The following is a 24,781-nucleotide window of genomic DNA, read 5'->3' as shown; positions in this document are numbered from 1 at the left end:
CTTGTACACGGCAGCTTTTTCTTTTAGGATAAAGAAAACATATTTATTTCGTTTATTTTTAATAGAAAAGGAGCACATACATAATGAAAATTCATATTCTAGCAGGGGGACCAGATGAACATATGCCACTCTTGCGCTCATCAAGTGATGTAAAGTGGGTAGGAGTAGACCGTGGCGTATTTCTTCTTCTTCAACAAGACATTTTGCCGGTGAAAGCATTTGGAGATTTTGATTCCATCACAAATGCTCAGCTGAAGCTGGTGAGAGAAGCATTACAAGATGTTGAATTGTATCCTGCGGAAAAAGATGCAACGGATTTGGAACTTGCTTTTGAGTGGGCGTTAGAGCAAAAACCGGATAGTATTTGTATCTTTGGAGCGACAGGTGGAAGGCTTGATCACATGTTTGGAAGCATTCAGCTTCTGTACAAAGGTTTAAAAAAGAAGGCGAATGTACAAATGGTTGACAATCAAAATAGCATTCAATTGTTTGCACCAGGTACTTATCATGTTGATCGTTTAAATGAGTTTCACTATATTTCGTTTGTTCCTTTTGCAGGTGGTGTAAAAGAGCTTACGCTAGAAGGTTTCAAATATCCGCTCACTAAGCATGAAGTAGAACTCGGCTCAACTTTATGTATTAGCAATGAACTTATTCAACAAAGAGGTACTTTTTCATTTACAAAAGGCATATTAATGATGGTAAGAAGCAATGATAAACGTTGCTTGTGATGAAGTATGGAAAATGAGAGCAGGGAATAGGGCTTTCTTTAAAAGGAGATAAAGTGTGGAGAAGGTTAGGAGGGACAGTATGAAATTCTATACAATCAAACTTCCAAAGTTTTTAGGTGGCATCGTAAAGGTCATGCTCAATTCATTTAAAAAAGATTAAAAAGCAGGAATAATAAAAGAAGCACCATAAAATATGGTGCTTTTTCATTATAAAGATTAAACGCGTTGAACTTTACCAGATTTAAGGGCTCTAGCTGAAACGTACACACGTTTTGGTTTACCGTTCACTAAGATACGTACTTTTTGAACGTTAGCACCCCATTTACGCTTAGTAGCGTTCATTGCGTGAGAACGTGCGTTACCTGAACGAGCTTTTCTACCAGTTACTACACATTTGCGTGCCATGATTTTCCCTCCTAACACCAAAAAAACTACTCAATTCTGTTTTGAGAAATACTATATTAATTTATCACAGCCTTAAAGAGAATGCAATAGTTCTGGAGAAAAGCTTTCAAGAAATTTTCCTTGACATATAAAATGAATCTATGTTCAATAATATAGAGAGTAGAAATAGGTGTAACTTGGGCTATTATTTATTTTAAGACAAGTTGATACCTTATGCTGTCGTGTTTAAAAGGGACAAGCTGGACGTCTCTTTTAAAACGAGATTGATTATAGTAGAATATTTATAACCTATGAAAGTAGAAAGGGGAACGAGTATGTCCATCGAAATGAAAACGAAGTATGGTCAAATTGATATTTCTACAGATGTAATTGCAACAATTGCTGGAGGAGCAGCTGTTGATTGTTACGGGATTGTTGGAATGGCTTCAAAAAATCAGCTTAAAGATGGTCTTACAGAAATTCTTCGCAAAGAAAACTTTACACGAGGTATTGTAGTAAGACAAGAAGAGGATGAGGTACATATTGATATGTACATTATCGTAAGCTATGGAACAAAAATTTCTGAAATTGCTCATAATGTGCAAACAAAAGTAAAATACACGCTGGAACAAACGGTTGGTTTAACGGTTGATTCAGTAAATATTTATGTGCAGGGTGTTCGTGTAACGAACGTTTAATTAAGGAGGAAGATTCGTGTCAATGACAACGTTGGACGGAAAGCGTTTTAGGGAAATGGTGCTTCAAGGAGCTCAGCATCTATCTAACAATGCAGGTTATGTAGATGCGCTGAACGTTTTTCCTGTACCAGATGGTGATACTGGAACAAATATGAACTTATCGATTACGTCTGGTGCTAAAGAAGTGAAAAATAAAGTATCTGATCACATCGGCCAAGTGAGTCAAGCTTTGTCTAAGGGGTTATTAATGGGGGCACGCGGTAATTCAGGAGTTATTTTATCTCAATTATTCCGCGGTTTTGCGAAATCGGTTGAGCAAAAGTCAGCGATTACAACAGTTGAGTTTGCTGAAGCTCTTGAACTTGGCGTAGCAACTGCTTATAAAGCTGTGATGAAACCAATTGAAGGAACCATTCTAACAGTAGCTAAGGATACTGCTAAAAAAGCAGCGGCCATTGCTAAAAAGCAATCTGACATGGTTCTGTTTATGGAAGAAGTACTTAAGGAAGCTAATGCTTCGTTAAATCGCACGCCGGATCTTTTACCTGTGTTAAAAGAAGTAGGCGTAGTGGATAGCGGAGGTCAAGGGCTTGTTTTAATTTATGAAGGATTCTTAGCAGAATTAAAAGGTGAAAAACTTCCGGGTGTACCCATGTCAGCTCCTTCAATGAATGAACTTGTAAATGCTGAACATCATAAGCATGCGCAGAGCCACATGAATACAGAAGATATTGAATTTGGCTATTGTACAGAATTTATGGTAAGACTGGAAGAGAATAAGCCTGCAGCTAAAACTTTTTCTGAAGAAACGTTTCGTCAAGATTTAAGCAAATGGGGCGACTCATTGCTTGTAGTATCTGATGATGAAATCGTGAAAGTTCATATTCACGCCGAGTACCCTGGAGAAGTGTTAAACTATGGGCAGCAATATGGAAGTTTAATTAAAATGAAGATTGAAAATATGAGAGAACAGCACAGCAGCATTGTTTCAGATGAAGAAAAGCCAGCAGTAAAAAAAGCTGAAAAACAGCCGTTTGGCATTGTTACTGTAACCATGGGAAAAGGAATTGCTGAATTGTTCAAAAGCCTTGGAGCAACGGTTGTCATTGAAGGCGGACAAACAATGAATCCGAGTACGGAGGATATTGTCAAAGCGATTGAAGAAACAAATGCTGAACAGGTACTGATTCTACCTAATAATGGGAATATCGTGATGGCTGCTAACCAAGCGGCTGCTGTTGTCGGCAGCCACGTTTCAGTTGTTCCATCTAAAACGGTTCCTCAAGGAATGACAGCGCTGCTATCATTTAATCCTCAGCAAAGCTTAAAAGAAAACGAGGAAGCAATGACGGAAGCTTTACAGCACGTAAAAACAGGACAAGTAACGTATGCAGTTCGCGATACAAATATTGATGGTCTTGAATTAGCTAAAGGCGATTTTATGGGTATTGCTGAAAAGAAAATCGTCGTAAAAGATTCAGAGAAATTAGAAGCGGCGAAAAAGCTATTAACTTATATGATTGATGAAGAAGCGGAAATCCTTACGATTCTTCAAGGAGAGGATGTTTCAGACGATGAAGCTGAAGCACTAACATCGTTTGTAGAAGAAACGTTTGAAGAGATTGAAGTAGAGCTTCATAAGGGAGATCAACCTTTATATTCTTATATTTTTGCAATTGAATAACAAAAAAGCGGTACCCCTACCAAGGGATGCCGCTTTTTTTTGTTATTTTAAGTTTAATACGAACTATTTTGATGTTGAATTTTGTTAATGTTCGCTTTATTAGATGTATTGGTTGAAAAGAACTTGTTTATATGGTAGTTTTGAAAGCTCAGTATGTTAAATGTGAAAGAAAACAGCATGAGAGGAGAGACAGCAATGGATATTTTAAAAGGAACAGGCTTATTGTTATTAGTGTTATTTTTGTTCTGGCTGTTTAGCAATAAGGCGCCTTACGGAATGAAAGCGATGGGGGCGTTGGCAAGCGGAGCGGTAGCAGCATTTCTCGTAGAAGCCTTTCAGTCTTACGTAGGAGGAGATGTACTAGGTATTTCATTTTTAGATGAAGTCGGAAAGGCTGCAGGAGGAATGGGAGGAGTTGCAGCAGCAGCACTAGTTGCTTTAGCGTTAGGAGTATCTCCTGTATATGCTCTTATGATGGGCGTAGTGTGTTCAGGGTTAGGCTTGCTCCCTGGATTTTTTGCCGGATACATCATGGCGTTCGTAGTAAAATTTATTGAGAAAAAGGCACCTGCTGGCCTTGACTTATTAGGAAACATTTTAATTGCAGCACCTTTAACAAGATTAATTGGCAATGCATTTTCACCTATTGTAGATGCAACGCTTTTAAATATTGGTGGGATTATTAAAGATACAGCAAGTATTAGCCCTATTTTAATGGGAATTATTTTGGGAGGGGTTATTACAGTGGTAGCAACGGCTCCGCTTAGTTCAATGGCATTAACGGCTATGCTAGGATTAACGGGATTGCCAATGGCAATTGGAGCCCTCGCTGTATTTGGCTCTTCTTTTATGAATTACGTGCTGTTTGATCGATTAAAATTTGGAGACCGCCGAACCACCATTTCAGTTGCGGTCGAACCTTTAACACAAACGAATATTATTTCAGCAAATCCGATTCCTATTTACATCACAAACTTTTTTGGAGGTGCACTAGCTGGTGTAATCGTAGCGCTTTTTGGATTGGTAAATGATGCTGCAGGCACGGCAACTCCCATCGCAGGACTTGCGGTAATGTTTGGTTTTAATGACCCTATGAAGGTCGCAATTTGTGCAGTACTTTGCGCATTAGCTGGAGCATTAGCCGGATTTATCGGTTCCGTTGTTTTTAAAAACTTTAAAATTAAAACTGGAGAAGATATAGCCTCTGAACAAGAAGCAGCCTAGCTACATAGGTTCTTACTATAAGAGGCACTAAAATGATGTATTTATCCCATTTTTATGGATAAATACATCATTTTCTTTATAGAAATCTCTAGTGAAAAATGAGAATTTTTAAATTTTTTCAGAGTGTGAAACAAAGCTTTCAAAAAGTCGAAAGCTCAAGTAACATATAAGTAATAACAATGTTTAAATAGCGGGGGGAAAATCCTTATGAAATATAAATCTGTCTTTGATATTATTGGTCCGGTAATGATTGGGCCATCTAGCTCACATACAGCTGGTGCAGCGCGTATTGGACGCGTTGCCCGAACACTTTTTGGCAAGCAGCCAACAAAAGTTGTGGTTTCATTATACGGTTCTTTTGCTCAAACGTACAAAGGACACGGAACAGATGTAGCATTGATTGGTGGTATTTTAGATTTTGATACATTCGACCAGCGTATTCCGGAGTCTTTGGACTTAGCTGAAAAAGAAGGAATCGACGTCACATTTGTGGAAGAAGCGGCAATCACAGACCATCCAAATACCGCTCGCATTAAAATGAGCGACGGATTAAAGGAAATTGAAGTTGTTGGAATTTCAATTGGCGGAGGAAAAATTCAAATTACGGAGCTGAATGGATTTGAATTAAATTTATCAGGTATGAATCCAGCTATTCTCGTTGTGCATAATGATCGATTTGGTGCCATTGCGACCGTTACGAATATTTTGATGAAACATTCAATTAATATCGGACATATGGAAGTATCTCGCAAAGAGCGCGGAGAAGTAGCGCTCATGGCAATTGAAATGGATACGAATATTGAAGATGATGTAATTGAAGAGTTAAAAACATTGCCTCACATTATTCAAGTAACAAGAATGGTTGAATAGGGTGGAGTGAATAGGAACGGCCTGCGAGAATAAAAGGGTCGAGTGATTATATATGATTCCAAAGTAAAAATAAGACAGAATGATAGCGGAGGTTACTATGTTTCGAAACGTAGCAGAACTAGTAGAATTAGCAGAAAGTCAAAATGTGAAAATTGCAGAGATTATGATTCAACAGGAAATGAATATTACGGGAGTTACTCGTGAAGAAATCATGGAAAAAATGGACCGGAACTTAACGGTTATGGAAGAAGCGGTTGAACGCGGTTTAAAAGGGGTACAGTCTGTTACAGGTTTAACAGGCGGTGATGCAGTGCTGCTTCAAAACTATATTCAAAGTGGAAAATCTTTATCTGGAAATTTAATTTTAGATGCAGTCAGCAAAGCAGTAGCGACAAATGAAGTAAATGCAGCAATGGGGACAATCTGTGCAACGCCTACTGCTGGATCTGCGGGGGTAGTGCCAGGAACGCTGTTTGCAGTGCAAAATAAGCTAAACCCAACTCGCAAAGAAATGATTGAATTTTTATTTACATCAGGTGCTTTTGGGTTTGTTGTAGCCAATAATGCATCTATTTCGGGAGCAGCAGGCGGATGTCAAGCAGAAGTGGGTTCAGCTTCAGGTATGGCAGCTGCAGCAATTGTTGAAATGGCAGGAGGTACACCTAGTCAGGCAGCTGAAGCAATGGCAATTACGCTCAAAAATATGCTAGGATTAGTATGTGACCCAGTAGCGGGGCTAGTAGAAGTTCCATGTGTGAAACGAAACGCAATGGGAGCGGCGAATGCAATGATTGCAGCAGATATGGCTTTAGCAGGCATTACAAGTCGTATTCCATGTGATGAAGTCATTGATGCTATGTATAAAATTGGTCAAACAATGCCGGTTGCATTACGAGAAACTGCACAAGGAGGCTTAGCGGCAACACCAACAGGTCGCGAGCTTGAAGCGAAGATCTTTGGTATTGCATTAAATAAAAGTGAATGAACTAACAACTATTTCAATTAAAACCATTAAAGGTATCGGAGATGAAACAGCACAAGCATTAGAGGATATGCATATTCACAGTGTGCATGACTTGTTAGAGCATTTTCCGTACCGCTATGAAGATTATGAATTAAAAGATTTGGCTGAAGCAAAGCACGATGAAAAGGTCACCGTAGAAGGTAAAGTTCACAGCGTTCCCTCGCTTACGTATTACGGCAAAAAACGTTCGCGCCTTACGTTTCGGCTGCTGGTAAACCGCTATTTGATTACGGTTACTTGCTTTAATCGCCCTTACTATAAATCAAAATTAGAAATTGATCAAACTGTTACGGTTACGGGAAAATGGGATCAGCACCGGCAAACGATTAATTTGCAAGAGCTTCAATTTTCTCCGTTTGTTAAAAATCAAACGATTGAACCTGTTTACTCAGTCAAAGGCAACTTAACGATCAAAGGGATGCGGAAGTTCGTCTCTCTTGCGTTGAAGGATTATGGCAGTAGCATTCAAGATATGCTCCCGGACTCTATTCGTTCTAGGTACAAATTAGTGACGCGTGAAGAAGCGGTCAGAAGTATTCATTTACCTCGTGATCATGAAGATTTAAAACAAGCAAGACGTCGATTTGTTTATGAAGAATTTCTACTTTTTCAATTAAAAATGCAGGCGCTTAGAAAGCGCGAAAGAGAAGAAACGCCTGGAATGAAGCAAACATTTGATTCAACCGAACTGGTGAACTTCACGAACTTGCTGCCCTTTCCGTTAACAAACGCTCAAAAACGTGTAGTAAACGAGATTACGCTCGATATGAAATCGCCTTATCGTATGAATCGCTTGCTGCAAGGTGATGTAGGTTCAGGCAAAACAGTCGTAGCAGCGGTTGCCTTGTACGCTACCGTTTTAGCAGGACATCAAGGTGCTTTAATGGTACCGACTGAAATTTTGGCTGAACAGCATGCTGAGTCATTAACTGCGATGCTTGAAAAGGTAGGAATCAGTGTAGGCTTGCTAACAGGGTCTGTTAAAGGAAAAGCGAGAAGAGAGCTGCTTCAGCGAGTGAAAGATGGAGATGTTCATGTATTAGTAGGTACACATGCCTTGATTCAAGACGAAGTTGTATATAATAGTCTAGGACTCGTCATCACCGATGAACAGCACCGTTTTGGGGTTGGGCAGCGCCGGGTTTTACGTGAAAAAGGAGAAAGTCCGGATGTACTCTTTATGACGGCGACGCCTATTCCAAGAACCCTTGCTATTACGGTTTTTGGAGAAATGGATGTGTCCATTATTGATGAAATGCCAGCAGGGCGTAAGGTAATCGAAACGTACTGGGTAAAGCATGACATGCTTGAACGCATTTTGCATTTTGTTGAAAAAGAAATACATGACGGCAGACAAGCTTACGTTATTTGTCCGTTGATTGAAGAATCGGAAAAGCTAGATGTTCAAAATGCCATTGATGTGCATGCAACACTCACTCACTATTTTAATGGAAAAGCAAGCGTTGGTCTCATGCACGGAAGATTGTCACCTGATGAAAAAGAAGAAGTGATGAAACAATTTAGCATAAATGATGTGCAAATTTTAGTATCCACAACGGTGGTAGAAGTTGGAGTGAACGTTCCGAATGCAACCGTGATGGTCATTTATGATGCAGAGCGCTTTGGGCTATCTCAGCTTCATCAGCTACGAGGACGCGTAGGGCGAGGAGATGCACAGTCGTACTGTATTCTGCTCGCGGATCCAAAATCAGAAGTTGGAAAAGAGCGAATGACCATTATGACTGAAACAAACGATGGGTTTGTATTATCAGAAAGAGACTTAGAGCTTCGTGGACCTGGCGATTTCTTTGGTAGAAAACAAAGCGGTATGCCTGAGTTTAAAGTAGCCGATATGGTGCACGATTACCGTGCGCTTGAAGTGGCTCGAGAAGACGCTGCTAAACTTGTAAATTCCGACAGCTTTTGGACAGAAGACCAATTTGCACTGCTGAGAATACAATTAGAAGCAACGGGCGTATTAACTGGAGAAAAGTTTGATTAGTAAAAAAGCAATAGGCCGTGGTCTATTGCTTTTTCATTCATAAAGATAAAAAAGCAGCTTGGAATGAAAAAGTTAGCGGCTGTTAGTCATGGATATACATATTATAATGCAAAGAATACATCATGTGAAAAATGTTGCAATTAGAAGGTAATGATTATATACTGCTATTAGTACCTAGTATTAAAAGTTCGGATGGTGGAGAATGAAGCGCAGTAAAAAAGAAAGACAGCAGCTATTAAAAACGACAATTGAAGAAAACCCATTTATTACGGATGAAGAACTAGCAGACCGTTTTTCAGTGAGCGTTCAAACAATTCGATTAGATCGCCTAGAGTTGTCGATTCCTGAACTGCGAGAACGTATTAAGCATGTAGCTTCAAGACAACTAGACGAGGAAGTGCGTTCGCTTCCGATTGAAGAAGTAATTGGAGAAGTTATCGACATTGAACTAGATCAATCAGCCATATCTATTTTTGATGTGAAAACAGAGCATGTGTTTCAGCGTAATCAAATTGCTCGTGGTCACCACCTTTTTGCGCAAGCTAATTCGTTAGCTGTCGCTGTTATTAACAACGAACTAGCGCTCACAGCAGATGCGTCGATCCGTTATCATCGTCCTGTTAAGCTTCATGAACGAGTGATAGCAAAAGCGAAAGTTCTGTCAACTAGTGAAGTGCGAACCACCGTTGAGGTAAACAGCTATGTAGGGCAAGAGCAAGTATTCTCTGGCACTTTTAAAATGTATCGTTCTACAAAGGAGAAATAATAAAAAGGATGAGACGCAACATGAAACTAGCTATTGATGCAATGGGCGGAGATCATGCACCGAAAGCCATTATTGAAGGTGTAGAAAAAGCGACTGCTCAATTTAAAGAATTACATATTACGTTAATTGGAAACGAATCAGAAATTAAAAAGTATTTAACAAATCCTGATCGTATTTCGATTATTCATACAGAAGAAACCATTGATGCCACTGATGAACCAGTACGAGCTGTACGCCGCAAAAAACAAGCATCTATGGTATTAATGGCAAATGAAGTAGCCGAAGGTCGTGCTGATGCTTGTATTTCAGCGGGAAATACAGGAGCGTTAATGACAGCGGGACTTTTTATTATAGGTCGTATTAAAGGCATTGAACGTCCAGCACTTGCTCCGACGCTTCCGACCTTAGATGGAAAAGGCTTTTTAATGCTAGATGTCGGTGCAAACGTTGATGCCAAGCCTGAACATTTGCTTCAGTATGCCGTGATGGGGGCGGTGTATGCGGAAAAAGTACGCGGCATTCAAGCTCCTAGAGTTGGACTGTTGAACATTGGAACCGAGGATAAAAAAGGAAATGACTTAACAAAGCAATCCTTTCAGTTACTAAAAAACGCTGACCTCAATTTTGTAGGCAACGTGGAGTCTCGTGATTTGCTAAACGGCGTAGCGGATGTGGTTGTAACCGATGGTTTTACAGGTAATATGACGCTTAAGAGTATTGAGGGAACGGCGCTTTCTTTGTTTTCTATGATTAAACAAGAATTAACGAGCACGTTAAAAAGCAAGTTAGCCGCAGCGGTGCTAAAGCCTCAGCTGCAGGGTTTAAAAGCGAAAATGGATTACAGTGAATATGGAGGAGCAGGGCTTTTTGGATTGCATGCGCCTGTTATCAAAGCGCACGGTTCGTCGGATGGGAATGCGGTATTTAGCGCGATTAAGCAAGCTGTAAATATGGTGGAAAACAATGTGTCTTCCACTATTCAAAAAGCAATCGAACAAACTGCTAATGAAGAAAAGGAGAGATAAGAAATGGGGAAAATTGCTTTTATTTTTCCAGGCCAAGGTTCACAAACTGTTGGTATGGGAAAAGATTTATATGATGAAGTAGAGGAAGCGAAAAAGCTGATTCATACAGCTGACGAAGCTTTAGAGTTCAGTCTTTCAAACATTATTTTTGAAGGTCCTCAAGAAGAATTGACTTTAACTTATCACGCTCAACCTGCTCTTTTAACAACGAGTACGATGTTGCTTGAGGCATTTAAAAAGAGCGGAATTACACCTGATTTTGTTGCGGGTCATAGTCTAGGAGAATACAGTGCGCTTGTGGCTGCTGAGGTTTTATCTTTTGAAGATGCCGTTGTTGCTGTTTACAAAAGAGGTCGCTATATGGACGAAGCTGTACCAGCAGGTCAAGGTACAATGGCAGCAGTGCTTGGTATGTCAGCGGAAGATCTAGAAGCCGTTACTGCTCAAATTACAAGTGAAGGCGACGCTGTTCAGCTTGCAAATATTAACTGCCCGGGTCAAATTGTTATTTCAGGTACGGTAGACGGCGTAGAAAAAGCAGGAGCTCTTGCTAAAGTAAAAGGTGCGAAACGCGTGATTCCTCTAGTGGTAAGCGGTCCGTTCCACTCTAGCTTAATGAAGCCAGCTGCTGAAAAGCTACGTGATACGCTAGAAACAGTAGACTTTAGCGATGCGAAAGTTCCCGTTATAGCAAACGTAACAGCAAAGCCGGTTACTGACAGTCAAGATATTCAAAACAAGCTAGTGGAACAACTATATTCTCCAGTGAGATGGGAAGAAACAGTTGAGACACTTCTTACAGAAGGTGTAGATACCTTTGTTGAAATTGGACCAGGAAAAGTATTATCAGGTCTTGTTAAAAAAGTAAATCGTCGTGCGGCTGTTTATGCTGTTAATGATCTTACATCATTAAAATCAACGATTGACGCACTAAAAGGGGGAGAATAAGATGTTACAAGGGAAAGTTGCGGTTGTAACAGGCGCCTCCCGCGGAATTGGTCGTGCCGTTGCAATTGAGCTTGGAAAGCTTGGTGCTAAAGTAGTTGTAAACTATTCCGGCAGTGAAGCGAAAGCTCTTGAAGTTGTGGAGGAAATTAAAGGATTAGGAACGGATGCGATTGCTGTACAAGCAAACGTCGCAGAAAGTGAATCTGTACAAGCGATGGTAAAAGAAGCAATCTCTACATTTGGTTCAGTAGACATTTTAGTGAACAACGCGGGCATCACACGTGATAATCTTCTTATGCGTATGAAAGAAGACGAATGGGATGATGTTATTAATACAAACTTAAAAGGTGTATTTTTGTGCACAAAAGCGGTTACTCGTCAAATGATGAAGCAGCGAGCAGGACGCATCATTAACATTTCATCAATCGTCGGCGTCAGCGGTAATGCTGGGCAAGCAAATTATGTAGCAGCAAAATCAGGCGTGATTGGTTTAACAAAAACCACAGCTAAAGAATTAGCAAGCCGCAATATTACAGTGAATGCAGTTGCACCTGGTTTCATTGCAACAGACATGACGGATAAATTGAATGAAGAGGTGCAGGCGGAAATGTTAAAACAAATTCCTCTTGCAAGCTTTGGCCAGCCTGAGGATGTTGCGAACGCAGTTGCGTTTTTAGCATCAGATGCAAGCCGTTATATCACGGGTCAAACGATTCACGTTGACGGCGGAATGGTGATGTAAAAAATGTACTTTGCGAAAAGTGCGATTTGGTGATAAAGTACAAAGGGACATTTACTAGTCGACCAATAAACTTTATTATTCAACCATAGTATTTTAGATGGAAATCATCTATAATGACTTGAGGGGAGGTGAAGAACAATGGCAGAGGTACTAGAACGCGTAACAACAATCATTGTTGATCGTCTTGGTGTAGACAAAAGTGAAGTGAAACTAGAATCTAGTTTCAAAGAAGACTTAGGTGCTGACTCTCTAGACGTAGTTGAATTTGTAATGGAGCTTGAAGAGGAATTCGATATCGAAATTTCTGACGAAGAAGCTGAAAAAATTTCAACTGTAGGAGATGCAGTTAATTACATACAGAGCCAAATTTAATCTGTAGTATATGTATGAAAAGCCCCGTTAAACAGCGGGGCTTTCTCTTCTTTTTAATAATTTCAAAAAAAGACATTTTTTTTGAAAAGGTAGTGTATCTTTTAGGATACCTCGTTTTATAATGAGGTATATTAGGAAAAAACTACGAAACAATTGAAGCAGGTAAGCGGAGGTATTTTATGCCTAAACAATATTCAAATCGAGACCGAAAGATAAACGTGAAATTCAAGCAAAATTTTGCGGAGTTTCAAAAAGAAATTGGTATTCAGTTTACAAATGAAGCGCTTCTCTTTCAAGCATTTACACATTCATCCTATGTGAATGAGCATCGCAGAAGACCGTATGAAGACAACGAACGTCTTGAGTTTTTAGGAGATGCCGTATTAGAGCTAACCGTATCACAGTTTTTATTTAAAAAGTATCCAACAATGAGTGAAGGTGAGTTAACGAAGCTTCGTGCAGCAGTTGTGTGCGAACCGTCGCTTGTTACTTTTGCAAATGAAATGGATTTTGGTAAACTAGTGTTACTTGGAAAAGGTGAAGAGATGACGGGCGGCCGATCTAGACCAGCTTTACTGGCTGATGTGTTTGAAGCATTTATCGGAGCTCTTTATTTAGACCAAGGACTTGATACGGTAGTGACAATTTTAAAAAAAGTTGTCTTTCCAAAAATTAATGAAGGTGCTTTTTCTCATGTGATGGATTTCAAAAGCCAGCTTCAAGAAGTGATTCAACGTGATGGAGTTGGACAATTAGAATACAAAGTTTTGCAAGAAAAAGGTCCAGCGCATAATCGCGAATTTTTATCTCGCGTATCGTTAAATGGTGAAGAGCTCGGTATTGGTGTAGGCCGTTCGAAAAAAGAAGCTGAGCAAAAAGCGGCTCAAGTAGCTATTACGAAAATTAGAGCAAGTCAAACGAAATAAAATGATCCCCCTCTTAACGCATTCGTTATAAAGGGGGATTTGCTATGAAAAGATTACATGTGTGAGGAGGGATTTCTATGTTCCTCAAACGATTAGATATTGCCGGGTTCAAATCGTTTGCAGAAAAAGTATCGATAGATTTTGTGCCAGGTGTAACGGCGGTAGTGGGACCGAATGGAAGCGGAAAAAGTAACATTACAGATGCTGTGCGCTGGGTACTTGGAGAACAGTCAGCCAAATCGCTTCGTGGAGGGAAAATGGAGGACATTATCTTTGCAGGAAGCGAATCGCGCCGTGCGGTAAACGTGGCTGACGTAACGCTTACTTTGGAAAATGATGACCAGTTTCTCCCGCTTGATTATCATGAAGTTAGCATTACGAGGCGTGTGTACCGCTCAGGAGACAGTGAATTTTTTATTAACAATCAGCCGTGCCGTTTGAAAGATATTGTCGATTTATTTATGGACTCAGGGCTTGGAAGAGAAGCTTTTTCGATTATCAGTCAAGGAAAAGTAGAAGAAGTACTAAGCAGTAAATCTGACGAGCGCCGTAAAATTTTTGAAGAAGCAGCGGGTGTATTAAAATACAAAACGCGTAAACGCAAAGCGGAGCTGCGACTTCTTGAAACGCAAGAAAATTTAAATCGAGTGGTAGATATTCTTCATGAAATTGAAGGTCAGTTAGAGCCTTTACAGATTCAATCGTCTATTGCAAAAGATTATTTGCAGAAAAAAGAAGAACTAGAGCAGATTGATGTAGCTGTTACGGTATTTGAAGTTGAAGATCTTCATCAGAAATGGGAAAAATTAAAAGCTGAAATGGCTCAACACGAGCAGCTTGAAGAATCTCTTGCAACGAATATTCGCACGCGTGAAGGAGAAATCCAGACTCTTCGTTTACACATTCAGCAAATAGACGAACAACTAGACTCTTTACATAAAAAACTACTATATGTAAGTGAAGAAGTAGAAAAGCTAGAAGGCAAAAAAGAAGTATTAAAAGAGCGTAAGAAAAATGCTTTTCAAAATAAAGAGCAGCTGGAACGTTTGGTAAAAGAGTATACTCATAAGCATCAAGAATTAAGTAAAGCAAAAGACACCGAAGGAAAAGATCTTGAGCAATCTCAAAAGGAAGTACAAGAGATAGGCCTGAAGCTTACTGAGCAGGAACAGTTGTTCAGACAGTACAGCGAGAATCTAGAAGAAAAACTTGAACAGATGAAAAGTGAGTATTTTGAATTAGCGAACGCTCAAACATCTGCTCGAAATGAAATTTCATTTTTAGAACAGCAAAAAATGCAAACGTTTGAAAAAGAGCAGCGCTTAACAAAATCTAACGAGCAATACGTAGAACAGCGCCTTGAATTAACACAGCGAAAAGAAGCGGCGATTAAAAGACTCGCTCAGTTTCGCCAAGAACTTCAGCAAGCTGTACAAGTGTATAAGCAACAAGTAGAGAAGCTTGAGTCGTTAAGACAAGCCTATCGTAAGCAAGAGTCTACGCTTTATCAAGCTTATCAGTATGTCCAACAGACAAAATCACGAAAAGAAATGCTTGAAGAGATGCAAGAAGACTATGAAGGTTATTTTCACGGCGTAAAAGAAGTGTTAAAAGCACGTGATGAGAAGCTTACAGGTATTAAAGGTGCGATTGCTGAGTTAATCAATGTTCCGAAAGAGTATGAAACAGCGCTTGAAATTGCGCTTGGAGGAGCAGCTCAGCATATCGTCGTTCAAGACGAACAGAGCGCGCGGCAGGCAATTGGCTTTTTGAAACAAAATGGTTACGGAAGAGCAACATTTTTACCACTGACGTCTGTAAAAGACCGCTATATTCCAACTCAAACTATTTCTATGCTAGAAAGTCACGAAGCATATGTAGGAATTGCTTCATCTCTTGTTAGATATGAAGCTACGTATGACCGAGTTATCAAAAATTTACTTGGAACTGTTATTGTTGTTAATGATTTAAAAGGTGCGAATGAACTTGCACGTCTTGTACAGCATCGCTATCGCTTTGTGACCGTTAAAGGAGATGTCGTTAACCCCGGCGGTTCGATGACAGGTGGTTCGATGAAGCAAAAGTCCAATTCTTTGTTAGGTCGTCAGCGAGAAGTGGAAGCTATTACGGTAAAAATAGAAGAGATGGAACAAAAGACGCTTTTGCTTGAGCAAGATGTGAAAGAGAAAAAGTCACAGATTGAAGTGCTTCAACAGGAAATTAATAAACAGCAGGCGTTTGTGGAACGCTTGAAGGACAAAGAGCAGGAATCTGACCGAGAAGTAAAGCAAATTGACATTGAAGAAAAAGCAGTAAATGACCGCTTAACGATGTACGACCATGATATTGCTAGTTTTAGACAAGATCAAACGAGCTTGTCTGCTCGAATTGATGAGCTACATACGAGTTTGCAAGGAAATCAGCAGCAAGCAAATGTATTAGAGAAAAGCATTGAAGAGTTAGCTGCACGCAAGCATACACAGCAAACGTCTAAAGAAACGGTTCAACATGAGCTTACAGAAGTGAAAGTACTTCTTGCAAAAAAAGAGCAGCTTTTGACAAATCAGCAAGAAAAATACGAAAGAGTGTGCTTTGAGCTTGATCAAACTATTCAACGTTTGTCTGAAGCTACAGATGACCTTTCTCTTCTAACAAGTGAAATCACGAGCAACGACTCGGGTGAACTTCAGCTTGAAGAAGCGGCGCATGAGCGAATAAAAGAAAAGACAGAAACGTTAAAATTAATGGATGACTGCAGATCAGAGCGGTTAAAAGCTCAGAATAAACTTGAAGACGAAGAGAGGATTGTAAAAGAGCTGCAGCGTCAGTACAAGCAAATTGCGGATGCTTTAAAAGATGAAGAAGTCAAAATCAATCGAATTGATGTAGAGCTAGACAGCCGTCTGCAGCAGCTGACAGAAGAGTACAAAATTAGCTTTGAAGCAGCAAAAGAAAAGTATCCTTTAACGTTAGATATTCAAGAAGCGAGGAAAAAAATCAAGCTGATTAAGTTGGCAATTGATGAATTAGGAACCGTAAACTTAGGTTCTATTGAACAATATGACCGCGTTTCAGAACGCTATGAATTTTTAAATACGCAGCGAGCGGACCTTGACGAAGCAAAAAATACGCTATATCAAGTTATTGAAGAAATGGATGAGGAGATGAAAAAACGTTTTTCTGATACCTTCTCGCGTATTCGCAATGAATTTGGTACAGTGTTCTCTTCACTATTCGGTGGAGGAAAAGCGGATTTGAAATTAACAGATCCAAAAGATTTATTAAATACAGGAGTGGAAATTGTTGCCCAGCCTCCTGGGAAAAAACTGCAGAATTTAGGGTTGTTGTCAGGTGGCGAGCGATCCTTAACAGCCATTGCTCTTCTATTTTCTATTTTGAAAGTACGTCCAGTTCCGTTTTGTGTGCTAGATGAAGTAGAAGCGGCGCTTGATGAAGCAAACGTTCATCGCTTTGCTACGTATTTACGCAAGTTTAGTAATCAAACACAGTTTATTGTCATTACTCACCGAAAAGGTACAATGGAAGAAGCTGACGTACTGTATGGTGTGACAATGCAAGAATCGGGCGTATCTAAATTAGTCTCTGTTCGTTTAGAAGAATCAAAGCAATATGTTTAACTCATAGAATGAAAGGGTGGTACGAATGAGCTTTTTTAAGAAACTAAAAGAAAAAATTACAATGCAAACGGATTCTGTTACACAAAAATTTAAAGATGGACTATCAAAAACGCGCAATTCTTTTTCAGAACGCGTTAATGATTTAGTATCTCGCTATCGTCAAGTAGACGAAGAGTTTTTCGAGGAATTAGAAGAAATTTTAATTAGTGCTGACGTCGGTGTGGCTACCGTGTTGGATTTAATTGATGACTTAAAGTCGGAAGTGAAACGCCGGAACATCAAGGACCCTCAAGATGTACAGGCTGTCATCTCCGAGAAATTAATTGATATTTATGAATCTGGTGAAGAGCAGCTTGGTGCACTGAATATGCAGCAAAATGATTTAACGGTTATTTTGTTTGTAGGGGTAAACGGCGTTGGAAAAACAACAACTATTGGGAAAATTGCGCATAAATTTAAGCAAGAGGGCAAGAAAGTAGTAATGGCAGCAGGTGATACATTCCGTGCCGGTGCGATTGAGCAGTTAGAAGTATGGGGAGAGCGCGTTGGTGTTGATGTTATTAAGCAATCCGCAGGTTCTGACCCTGCCGCTGTTATGTATGACGCTGTTCAATCAGCCAAGGCTCGAAAAGCAGATGTTTTACTATGTGATACAGCAGGGCGCCTTCAAAACAAAGTGAATTTAATGAAAGAATTAGAAAAAGTAAAGCGTGTTATTGAGCGAGAAATTCCCGGTGCTCCTCATGAAGTACTCCTTGTGCTTGATGCAACGACAGGCCAAAACGCTTTAAGTCAGGCTAAAACATTCTCAGAAGCTACAAACGTGACGGGAATTGTGTTAACGAAATTAGATGGTACAGCTAAAGGCGGAATTGTTCTTGCCATTCGAAACGAACTGAAGCTTCCCGTTAAATTCGTTGGTCTTGGAGAAAAAGTAGACGATCTTCAGCCGTTTGATACTGAGCAATATATCTATGGATTATTTGCCAATGCTGTAGAAGAAGAAGCAGAAAAAGAGGCATAATCTTTAAAGAGGCTGCGACAAAAGTAGTTTAGTTGGTGGAAGATCCGAACGATGAATCAAACTCGTTCGGATTTTTTTATGGTGATGGTGAACGGAGGTTTCATGTATGCAGTGGCTTCTAGCTGTTGATTGGAGAGCAAGGCGAAGACTCTTGAGGGAAAAGCGGAAGGGGGGAGAGCCCGCAGGAGCGTAAGCGACGAGGAGGCTCATCGGCCGCCCGCGAAAAGCGAAGTCTTGCACGAAAATCAACAGCGGTGTAACCAGTGATTCATACGAGTTCATTTACTTTATTTGCTTGTCTTTAGATTGAATTGATGTAGTTATGTCTCAATATATTTTAACGAAGAAAATGACAGGTGTTAAGGAAAAAACTTGACATTCAAACCTAGCCTAGTTAAACTATTAACATGTAAAGGCTTTTCACTTAACAAGGGGGCGGTCAGATGGTTGAAAAGAGCGTGCATATGCTCGAAAAAACAACAAGAATGAATTACTTATTTGACTTCTATCAGGCGCTGTTAACGCCCAAACAAAGAAGTTATATGTCACTTTATTACTTGGATGATTATTCCCTCGGTGAAATAGCGGAAGAATTTGATGTGAGTCGTCAAGCAGTTTATGATAATATAAAACGTACAGAGCAAATGCTTGAACAATATGAGGAAAAGCTATTGTTATTTCAACGGTTTCAAGAGCGTCAATCAATTGTTCAACAACTGAAAGACGAACTTGCAGCTGATTTACACAAGAACAGCAAGCTTTCTTCTCTTCTTGATTCGCTCGAGAAATTAGATTAGGGGGCGGCGTATATGGCATTTGAAGGATTAGCCGACCGTTTGCAAAGCACACTGCAAAAGTTAAAAGGAAAAGGAAAAGTTAACGAAGCTGATGTTAAAGAAATGATGCGTGAAGTTAGACTTGCCCTTTTAGAAGCCGATGTAAACTTTAAAGTAGTAAAAGACTTTGTTAAGCGCGTAAGCGAACGTGCTGTAGGTCAAGACGTTCTTAAGAGCTTAACGCCTGGACAACAAGTTATTAAGGTTGTACAAGAAGAATTAACTGCACTTATGGGCGGAGAGCAAAGTAAAATTGCGGTAGCTCCAAAAGCTCCAACTGTAATTATGATGGTTGGACTTCAAGGTGCAGGTAAAACAACAACAACTGGTAAACTTGCCAATTTATTACGTAAAAAATATAACCGTAATCCATTGCTTGTAGCAGCAGATATTTATCGTCCAGCAGCTATTAAACAGCTTGAAACACTAGGAAAACAGCTTAGCATGCCTGTTTTTTCATTAGGTGATCAAGTAAGTCCTGTGGAGATTGCGAAACAAGCGATTGCTCATGCAAAAGAAGAGCATCACGATTATGTATTAATTGATACAGCGGGACGTTTGCATGTTGATGAAAATCTAATGGAGGAGTTAGAACAGATTAAAGAGCTTTCTAACCCTAATGAAATTTTCCTTGTTGTCGATGCGATGACGGGTCAAGATGCAGTAAACGTTGCGGATAGCTTTAATAAGCAATTAGGATTAACTGGAGTTGTATTAACGAAACTAGACGGCGATACTCGCGGTGGTGCAGCGCTTTCTATTCGTGCAGTAACGGATACACCAATTAAGTTTGTCGGTCTTGGAGAAAAAATGGATGCTATTGAGGCATTCCATCCAGAGCGTATGGCTTCCCGTATCTTAGGTATGGGTGATATGCTGACGCTTATCGAAAAGGCTCAGGCAAATGTAGATGCTGAAAAAGCAAAAGAGCTTGAAGCTAAGCTGCGCACGCAGTCATTTACATTTGATGACTTTTTAGATCAACTTGCTCAAGTGCGTCAAATGGGACCGCTTGATGAGTTAATTGGTATGCTTCCTGGCGCCAATAAAGTAAAGGGGCTCAAAAATCTGCAGGTTGATGAAAAGCAAATTAATCATGTAGAAGCAATTATTCGTTCTATGACGAAAGCGGAAAAAACAAACCCTGAAATCATTAATGCAAGTCGAAGAAAGCGTATTGCAAAAGGAAGCGGACGTTCTGTGCAAGAAGTTAACCGTTTGCTTAAGCAATTTGAAGACATGAAAAAAATGATGAAACAAATGACAAATATGTCAAAAGGCAAGAAAAAGGGTATGAAACTTCCATTCTTTTCATGATAAAATGCTTGATTTGGACTGAAAAACCAAAAGAAATAAAATATTTTTCTAGTGTTAAGAAAAAAACCTTTACAAACATTTTACCTATTTGATATTATATTATCTTGTTGAAACATATTCGGAGGTGCTTTATAAAATGGCAGTAAAAATTCGTTTAAAACGTATGGGAGCTAAAAAATCTCCTTTCTATCGTATCGTAGCAGCAGACTCTCGTTCACCACGTGATGGACGTTACATCGAAGTAGTTGGAACTTACAATCCTGTAGTTCAACCAGCTGAAGTTAAAATCGATGAAGAGCTAGCTCTTAAATGGTTACAAAATGGTGCTAAACCATCTGATACAGTTCGTAACCTTTTCTCTAACGAAGGCATCATGGAAAAATTCCATAATGCTAAATTAGGAAAATAATTTCACTCAAGATGACATCACTAATCGAAACAATTGTAAAGCCGCTTGTTGATTACCCTGCTGATGTTAAAGTGGAAGAACAAGAAGATGAACGTCAAGTGACGTACATCCTTACTGTTCACCAAGAAGATGTCGGCAAAGTAATTGGCAAACAAGGCCGCGTTGCAAAAGCGATTCGAACTGTTGTGAATGCAGCAGCATCACAGCAAGGTAAAAAAGTGTATGTGAAAATTCAAGAGTAATCAAAAAGGGAGAGGGATAACCTCGCCCTTTTTTTATGTTATGATAAGATGAACCTTTTGATCACAGTAAGTCTTTTGCGACCAAGCAGCTATTCAATATGCATGCAAAAAGCACAGAGTCATTATTTTGAGGGCGGAGGGAACGTTTTGAACATTATTCAAAAAGTGGTTGTGAAACAAGTGTTAACTGAAGCAAGCAAGCAAGATCTTGAAAATCGTTTTGTAAACCGTAAGCAGGCGCTTGAAAAGGAAATAGAACAGCTGAAATTTCAGTTAAAGCACATGGAAAAAGCCAATAAAGGTTCATCCTTATTACATAGTCAATTTAAAAAAGAAAGATCCGCTCGCCTTGAAAAAATTGAAGTGTTGAACTTTCAGCTGACGCAATTAGAAAAGCTTCCTTTAGGGAGCGAACTTGTTGAAACTGAACTAGATGCCTTAGTAGAGGTAAAGATCGGTGATGATTGGGGAAAGATAAAAGAAAGTAAAACAATTATTATAAAAGATAGCAAAGTTGTTGAGATTAGATAGAGGTGAAGAAGCATGAAATGGTTTAAGGTTGGAAAAATTGTGAATACCCATGGTGTAAAAGGAGAAGTTCGTGTTGTATCAACTACGGATTTTGCTGATGAGCGCTATGAAAAAGGAAATAAGCTTTATATCTTCAAAGAAAAACAAAGCGAGCCGGTAGAAGTAACTGTAGCAAGCCACCGTAGGCATAAAAATTTTGATTTGCTTACATTCGAAGGCTATCACAATGTAAATGATGTTGAGCAGTACAAAAACTGCGAAGTGAAAATTCCTGAAGAGCAGCTAACAGATTTAGAAGATGGTGAATTCTATTTCCATGAAATTATTGGCTGCACGGTAAAGACAGAAGACGGTGTAGAGGTAGGAAAGGTCAAAGAAATTTTAACACCGGGAGCTAATGATGTGTGGGTCGTTAAAAAAGGTGGAAAAGAAGTTCTTATTCCTTATATCGACGATGTTGTACAATCTATTGACGTAGATGAAAAAGAGATTGTTATTACAGTAATGGAAGGGTTATTGGACTAATGAAAATTGATGTACTCTCGTTATTTCCTTCTATGTTTGATGGTGTTTTTGGTGAATCAATTTTGAAGAAAGCACAGGAAAAAGATGCGGTTGAACTGAATGTGGTTAATTTCCGAGAATATTCTACGAACAAACATCAAAACGTGGATGATTATCCGTACGGCGGAGGTGCTGGAATGGTATTGACTCCGCAGCCTATTTTTGACGCCGTAGAAAAGCTTACTGAAACAGCTAAAAAGCCCCGCATAATTTTGCTTTGTCCCCAAGGTGAACGCTATACGCAGGCAAAAGCAGAAGAACTAGCAGCAGAAGATCATCTAATTTTTATTTGCGGTCATTACGAAGGGTATGATGAAAGAATTCGTGAGCAGTTGGTAACGGATGAAATTTCAATTGGTGACTATGTATTAACCGGAGGAGAGCTTGGGGCAATGGTAGTGATCGATAGTGTTGTTCGCCTGCTTCCTGATGTGCTTGGCAATAATCATTCAGCTGTACAGGACTCACATAGCACGGGTTTACTAGAACACCCGCATTATACGCGTCCTGCTGATTTTAGAGGCTTAACAGTTCCTGAAGTACTTATGTCAGGAAATCATAAAAAAATTGAACAGTGGCGTCAAAAAGAGTCTTTAAAGCGAACATTGCTTCGAAGACCGGATATGCTTGAAAAAATGGAGTTAACCGAAGAGCAAAAGAAACTGTTGTCCCAATTAAAAGAAGAAAATCAGCTTTTATAAATCCGTAAAATTTATGCATAAACCCTGTTGCATACGGTATAAGAGTGTGCTAAGATAGATTTTGTGGCTTGGGCAGATGTCTGGTCACCTATAACGATGTTCCGCTGCAATGATTGAAAAGCATTGTTATGAGCGTCTGTTGGAAGGAGTTGAAACACGCGATGCAAAAATTAATCGAAGAGATTACAAAAGAACAATTAAAAACAGATCTTCCTACGTTCCGTCCTGGTGATACTGTACGTGTACACGTAAATATCGTTGAGGGTACTCGTGAACGTGTTCAGGTATTTGAAGGTGTTGTTATTAAGCGTCGTGGCGGTGGTATCAGCGAAACATTTACAGTACGTAAGATTTCTTACGGTGTAGGTGTAGAGCGTACATTCCCACTTCATACGCCAAAAATTGCAAAAATCGAAGTAATGCGCCGCGGTAAAGTACGCCGTGCGAAACTTTATTACCTACGTGAATTACGTGGTAAAGCTGCGCGTATTAAAGAAATTCGATAATAGTAAAGGGGAGCTTGTTCATACAAGCTCCTTTTTTCAAATGTTTTTTTAGAACGATTCGTTCTCTGACAGTAAAAATAGACGCACAAGTCATCATTTTTTATTCTATTAATTAGGCGTTTCAAACATTATCGTTTAAAATAAAGGTACGACATAAGAGTTGGAGGACTAAAGATGGCTCGAAAGAAAAATGAACTATGGGAATGGATAAAAGCAATCGCCATTGCCGTACTGTTAGCTGTTGTAATTCGCTATTTTTTGTTTGCACCGATTGTAGTAGATGGACTTTCTATGATGCCTACGTTGCATGATCAAAATCGAATGATTGTAAATAAGTTCTCCTATAAAATTGGTGACCCTGATCGCTTTGATATTATTGTTTTTCATGCTACAGAGGAAAAAGATTACATAAAACGTATTATCGGACTACCGGGTGATCATATTGAGTATCGAAACGATACGCTGTATGTGAATGGAAAAGCTTATAAAGAGCCCTATTTAGATCAGTATAAAAAAGAAGTGATTGACGGTAATTTAACCGAAGATTTTAAACTAGAAGACGTAACCGGTAAAAAAACCGTGCCAGAAGGTTATTTGTTCGTGATGGGGGACAATCGACGTTACAGTAAAGATAGCCGTCAGATTGGCTTTGTGAGCATGGACAAGGTGCTTGGGAAAACGAGTGCCGTATACTGGCCAATTAAAGAAGCACGTTTTGCAAAGTAAAAAATAAAAGGTGAGTAAAATATGACAATTCAATGGTTCCCTGGTCATATGGCCAAGGCCAGAAGACAAGTAACTGAAAAGCTAAAATTAATTGATATTGTATACGAACTGGTTGATGCACGCATTCCGCAATCATCGCGAAATCCAATGATTGATGAGATTATCGTGAACAAACCAAGAATCGTATTGCTGAATAAAGTGGACAAAGCTGATCCGCGCGTTACTCAGCAGTGGCTAGATTATTATAAAGAAAAAGGTATTTATGCCTTGGCTATTGATGCACAAGCAGGTAAAGGAATGAAACAAATTGTTTCGTCTTCCAAAGAACTTCTTCAAGAGAAGTTTGACCGTATGCGCGCAAAAGGAGTTAAAAAACCCCGCGCTATTCGAGCAATGATTGTAGGGATTCCTAACGTCGGTAAATCGACGCTGATTAATCGACTTGCCAGCAAAAAAATTGCGAAGACCGGGGATTGTCCAGGTGTGACGCAAGCACAGCAGTGGATTAAGGTAGGAAATGAGCTGGAGCTGCTTGATACACCTGGTATTTTGTGGCCGAAGTTTGAGGATGAAACAGTTGGATATAAGCTTGCGACAACGGGTGCTATTAAAGATACTATTTTAAATATGCAAGATGTCGCTGTTTATGCTCTACGCTTCTTATCTAGTCATTACCCGGAACAGTTAAAGCAGCGTTATGATTTAACTGAAATCCCTGAAGATATTGTAGAGCTGTTTGATGCAATCGGATCGCGCCGCGGCTGTTTAATGGGTGGCGGCATGGTGGATTACGATAAAACAGCTGAGCTTGTTCTTCGAGAAATTCGAACGGATAAAATTGGCACCTTTACTTTTGATGATCCAAATGAAGCTGACCAACAGCTGTAAGCA

General features: G+C 39.6%; 27 protein-coding genes. 26 read left to right on the top strand and 1 reads right to left on the bottom strand.

Translation table 11 applies throughout. The features are described from left to right. The first annotated feature begins 83 nt into the window (after positions 1-83). A complete protein-coding gene (locus ACLHDF_RS05450) occupies positions 84-731 on the top strand; it encodes a thiamine diphosphokinase (RefSeq protein ID WP_413917943.1) in 648 nt (215 codons plus the stop codon). A gap of 79 nt (positions 732-810) precedes the next feature. After that, the gene (gene spoVM, locus ACLHDF_RS05445) at positions 811-891 is read left to right on the top strand and encodes a stage V sporulation protein SpoVM (RefSeq protein ID WP_016765421.1); all 81 of its coding nucleotides are present in this window, start codon (positions 811-813) and stop codon (positions 889-891) included. A 56-nt stretch (positions 892-947) separates the two neighbouring features. Here the strand turns inward: spoVM and rpmB are convergent, their stop codons facing one another. Further along, on the bottom strand, positions 948-1,136 hold the full coding sequence (rpmB, locus tag ACLHDF_RS05440) for a 50S ribosomal protein L28 (protein WP_013058914.1): 189 nt from the start codon (positions 1,134-1,136) through the stop codon (positions 948-950). 314 nt (positions 1,137-1,450) lie between these two features. On the opposite strand from rpmB, the gene ACLHDF_RS05435 reads away from it, so the two are divergent. The 24 genes from ACLHDF_RS05435 to ylqF all read left to right on the top strand — a co-directional run bounded on the left by ACLHDF_RS05435 (position 1,451) and on the right by ylqF (position 24,778). Beyond that, complete coding sequence (locus tag ACLHDF_RS05435) at positions 1,451-1,813, top strand: Asp23/Gls24 family envelope stress response protein (protein ID WP_413917942.1); 363 nt, start codon at positions 1,451-1,453, stop codon at positions 1,811-1,813. 16 nt (positions 1,814-1,829) lie between these two features. Beyond that, positions 1,830-3,497 (top strand): DAK2 domain-containing protein, encoded by a 1,668-nt coding sequence (locus ACLHDF_RS05430; RefSeq protein WP_413917941.1) that lies wholly within the window; start codon positions 1,830-1,832, stop codon positions 3,495-3,497. 195 nt (positions 3,498-3,692) lie between these two features. Then, on the top strand, positions 3,693-4,721 hold the full coding sequence (locus tag ACLHDF_RS05425; RefSeq protein ID WP_413917940.1) for a PTS sugar transporter subunit IIC: 1,029 nt from the start codon (positions 3,693-3,695) through the stop codon (positions 4,719-4,721). Between the two features lie 207 nt (positions 4,722-4,928). Next, the gene (gene sdaAB, locus ACLHDF_RS05420) at positions 4,929-5,591 is read left to right on the top strand and encodes an L-serine ammonia-lyase, iron-sulfur-dependent subunit beta (protein ID WP_413917939.1); all 663 of its coding nucleotides are present in this window, start codon (positions 4,929-4,931) and stop codon (positions 5,589-5,591) included. A gap of 97 nt (positions 5,592-5,688) precedes the next feature. Continuing rightward, positions 5,689-6,576: an L-serine ammonia-lyase, iron-sulfur-dependent, subunit alpha gene (gene sdaAA / locus ACLHDF_RS05415; RefSeq protein ID WP_413917938.1), complete on the top strand. Its 888-nt coding sequence runs from the start codon at positions 5,689-5,691 to the stop codon at positions 6,574-6,576. Then, the gene (gene recG, locus ACLHDF_RS05410) at positions 6,569-8,617 is read left to right on the top strand and encodes an ATP-dependent DNA helicase RecG (protein WP_413917937.1); all 2,049 of its coding nucleotides are present in this window, start codon (positions 6,569-6,571) and stop codon (positions 8,615-8,617) included. The genes sdaAA and recG overlap by 8 nt, the downstream gene beginning before the upstream one ends. Positions 8,618-8,819: 202 nt before the next feature. Next, the gene (fapR, locus tag ACLHDF_RS05405; protein ID WP_413917936.1) at positions 8,820-9,383 is read left to right on the top strand and encodes a transcription factor FapR; all 564 of its coding nucleotides are present in this window, start codon (positions 8,820-8,822) and stop codon (positions 9,381-9,383) included. A 20-nt stretch (positions 9,384-9,403) separates the two neighbouring features. Then, positions 9,404-10,408 (top strand): phosphate acyltransferase PlsX, encoded by a 1,005-nt coding sequence (plsX, locus tag ACLHDF_RS05400; protein ID WP_413917935.1) that lies wholly within the window; start codon positions 9,404-9,406, stop codon positions 10,406-10,408. A gap of 3 nt (positions 10,409-10,411) precedes the next feature. Continuing rightward, positions 10,412-11,356, top strand: a complete 945-nt coding sequence (gene fabD, locus ACLHDF_RS05395; RefSeq protein ID WP_413917934.1) for an ACP S-malonyltransferase — start codon at positions 10,412-10,414, stop codon at positions 11,354-11,356. Between the two features lies 1 nt (position 11,357). Further along, entirely contained in the window at positions 11,358-12,098 is a 741-nt protein-coding gene (fabG, locus tag ACLHDF_RS05390; RefSeq protein WP_413917933.1) for a 3-oxoacyl-[acyl-carrier-protein] reductase, read from the top strand. A gap of 138 nt (positions 12,099-12,236) precedes the next feature. After that, the gene (acpP, locus tag ACLHDF_RS05385; protein WP_013058905.1) at positions 12,237-12,470 is read left to right on the top strand and encodes an acyl carrier protein; all 234 of its coding nucleotides are present in this window, start codon (positions 12,237-12,239) and stop codon (positions 12,468-12,470) included. Positions 12,471-12,649: 179 nt separating this feature from the next. Further along, the gene (gene rnc / locus ACLHDF_RS05380; RefSeq protein WP_413917932.1) at positions 12,650-13,396 is read left to right on the top strand and encodes a ribonuclease III; all 747 of its coding nucleotides are present in this window, start codon (positions 12,650-12,652) and stop codon (positions 13,394-13,396) included. A 77-nt stretch (positions 13,397-13,473) separates the two neighbouring features. Next, complete coding sequence (gene smc, locus ACLHDF_RS05375; protein WP_413917931.1) at positions 13,474-17,034, top strand: chromosome segregation protein SMC; 3,561 nt, start codon at positions 13,474-13,476, stop codon at positions 17,032-17,034. A gap of 25 nt (positions 17,035-17,059) precedes the next feature. Then, a complete protein-coding gene (ftsY, locus tag ACLHDF_RS05370; RefSeq protein WP_413917930.1) occupies positions 17,060-18,058 on the top strand; it encodes a signal recognition particle-docking protein FtsY in 999 nt (332 codons plus the stop codon). A gap of 464 nt (positions 18,059-18,522) precedes the next feature. After that, positions 18,523-18,855, top strand: a complete 333-nt coding sequence (locus ACLHDF_RS05365; RefSeq protein WP_025750337.1) for a putative DNA-binding protein — start codon at positions 18,523-18,525, stop codon at positions 18,853-18,855. 12 nt (positions 18,856-18,867) lie between these two features. Next, positions 18,868-20,211 (top strand): signal recognition particle protein, encoded by a 1,344-nt coding sequence (ffh, locus tag ACLHDF_RS05360; RefSeq protein ID WP_413917929.1) that lies wholly within the window; start codon positions 18,868-18,870, stop codon positions 20,209-20,211. 136 nt (positions 20,212-20,347) lie between these two features. Continuing rightward, positions 20,348-20,620 (top strand): 30S ribosomal protein S16, encoded by a 273-nt coding sequence (gene rpsP, locus ACLHDF_RS05355; RefSeq protein ID WP_013058899.1) that lies wholly within the window; start codon positions 20,348-20,350, stop codon positions 20,618-20,620. An 11-nt stretch (positions 20,621-20,631) separates the two neighbouring features. Beyond that, positions 20,632-20,862: a KH domain-containing protein gene (locus ACLHDF_RS05350; RefSeq protein WP_013058898.1), complete on the top strand. Its 231-nt coding sequence runs from the start codon at positions 20,632-20,634 to the stop codon at positions 20,860-20,862. 147 nt (positions 20,863-21,009) lie between these two features. After that, positions 21,010-21,393, top strand: coding sequence for a YlqD family protein (locus tag ACLHDF_RS05345; protein WP_413917928.1), 384 nt, complete (start codon positions 21,010-21,012; stop codon positions 21,391-21,393). Positions 21,394-21,405: 12 nt separating this feature from the next. After that, positions 21,406-21,918, top strand: coding sequence for a ribosome maturation factor RimM (rimM, locus tag ACLHDF_RS05340; protein ID WP_413917927.1), 513 nt, complete (start codon positions 21,406-21,408; stop codon positions 21,916-21,918). After that, positions 21,918-22,658, top strand: a complete 741-nt coding sequence (gene trmD / locus ACLHDF_RS05335) for a tRNA (guanosine(37)-N1)-methyltransferase TrmD (protein WP_413917926.1) — start codon at positions 21,918-21,920, stop codon at positions 22,656-22,658. The genes rimM and trmD overlap by 1 nt, the downstream gene beginning before the upstream one ends. 161 nt (positions 22,659-22,819) lie before the next feature. Beyond that, the gene (gene rplS / locus ACLHDF_RS05330; protein WP_013084808.1) at positions 22,820-23,164 is read left to right on the top strand and encodes a 50S ribosomal protein L19; all 345 of its coding nucleotides are present in this window, start codon (positions 22,820-22,822) and stop codon (positions 23,162-23,164) included. A 174-nt stretch (positions 23,165-23,338) separates the two neighbouring features. Beyond that, a complete protein-coding gene (lepB, locus tag ACLHDF_RS05325; RefSeq protein ID WP_014458421.1) occupies positions 23,339-23,890 on the top strand; it encodes a signal peptidase I in 552 nt (183 codons plus the stop codon). A gap of 21 nt (positions 23,891-23,911) precedes the next feature. Further along, on the top strand, positions 23,912-24,778 hold the full coding sequence (gene ylqF, locus ACLHDF_RS05320; RefSeq protein WP_413917925.1) for a ribosome biogenesis GTPase YlqF: 867 nt from the start codon (positions 23,912-23,914) through the stop codon (positions 24,776-24,778). Positions 24,779-24,781 lie beyond the last annotated feature (3 nt).

The sequence above is a fragment of the Priestia megaterium genome, assembly GCF_046599315.1.
In the GTDB taxonomy this organism is placed as follows: Bacteria; Bacillota; Bacilli; order Bacillales; family Bacillaceae_H; genus Priestia; species Priestia megaterium_F.
Note: the sequence above shows the minus strand (reverse complement) of the source record. Positions and strands in the feature narration are given on the sequence as shown.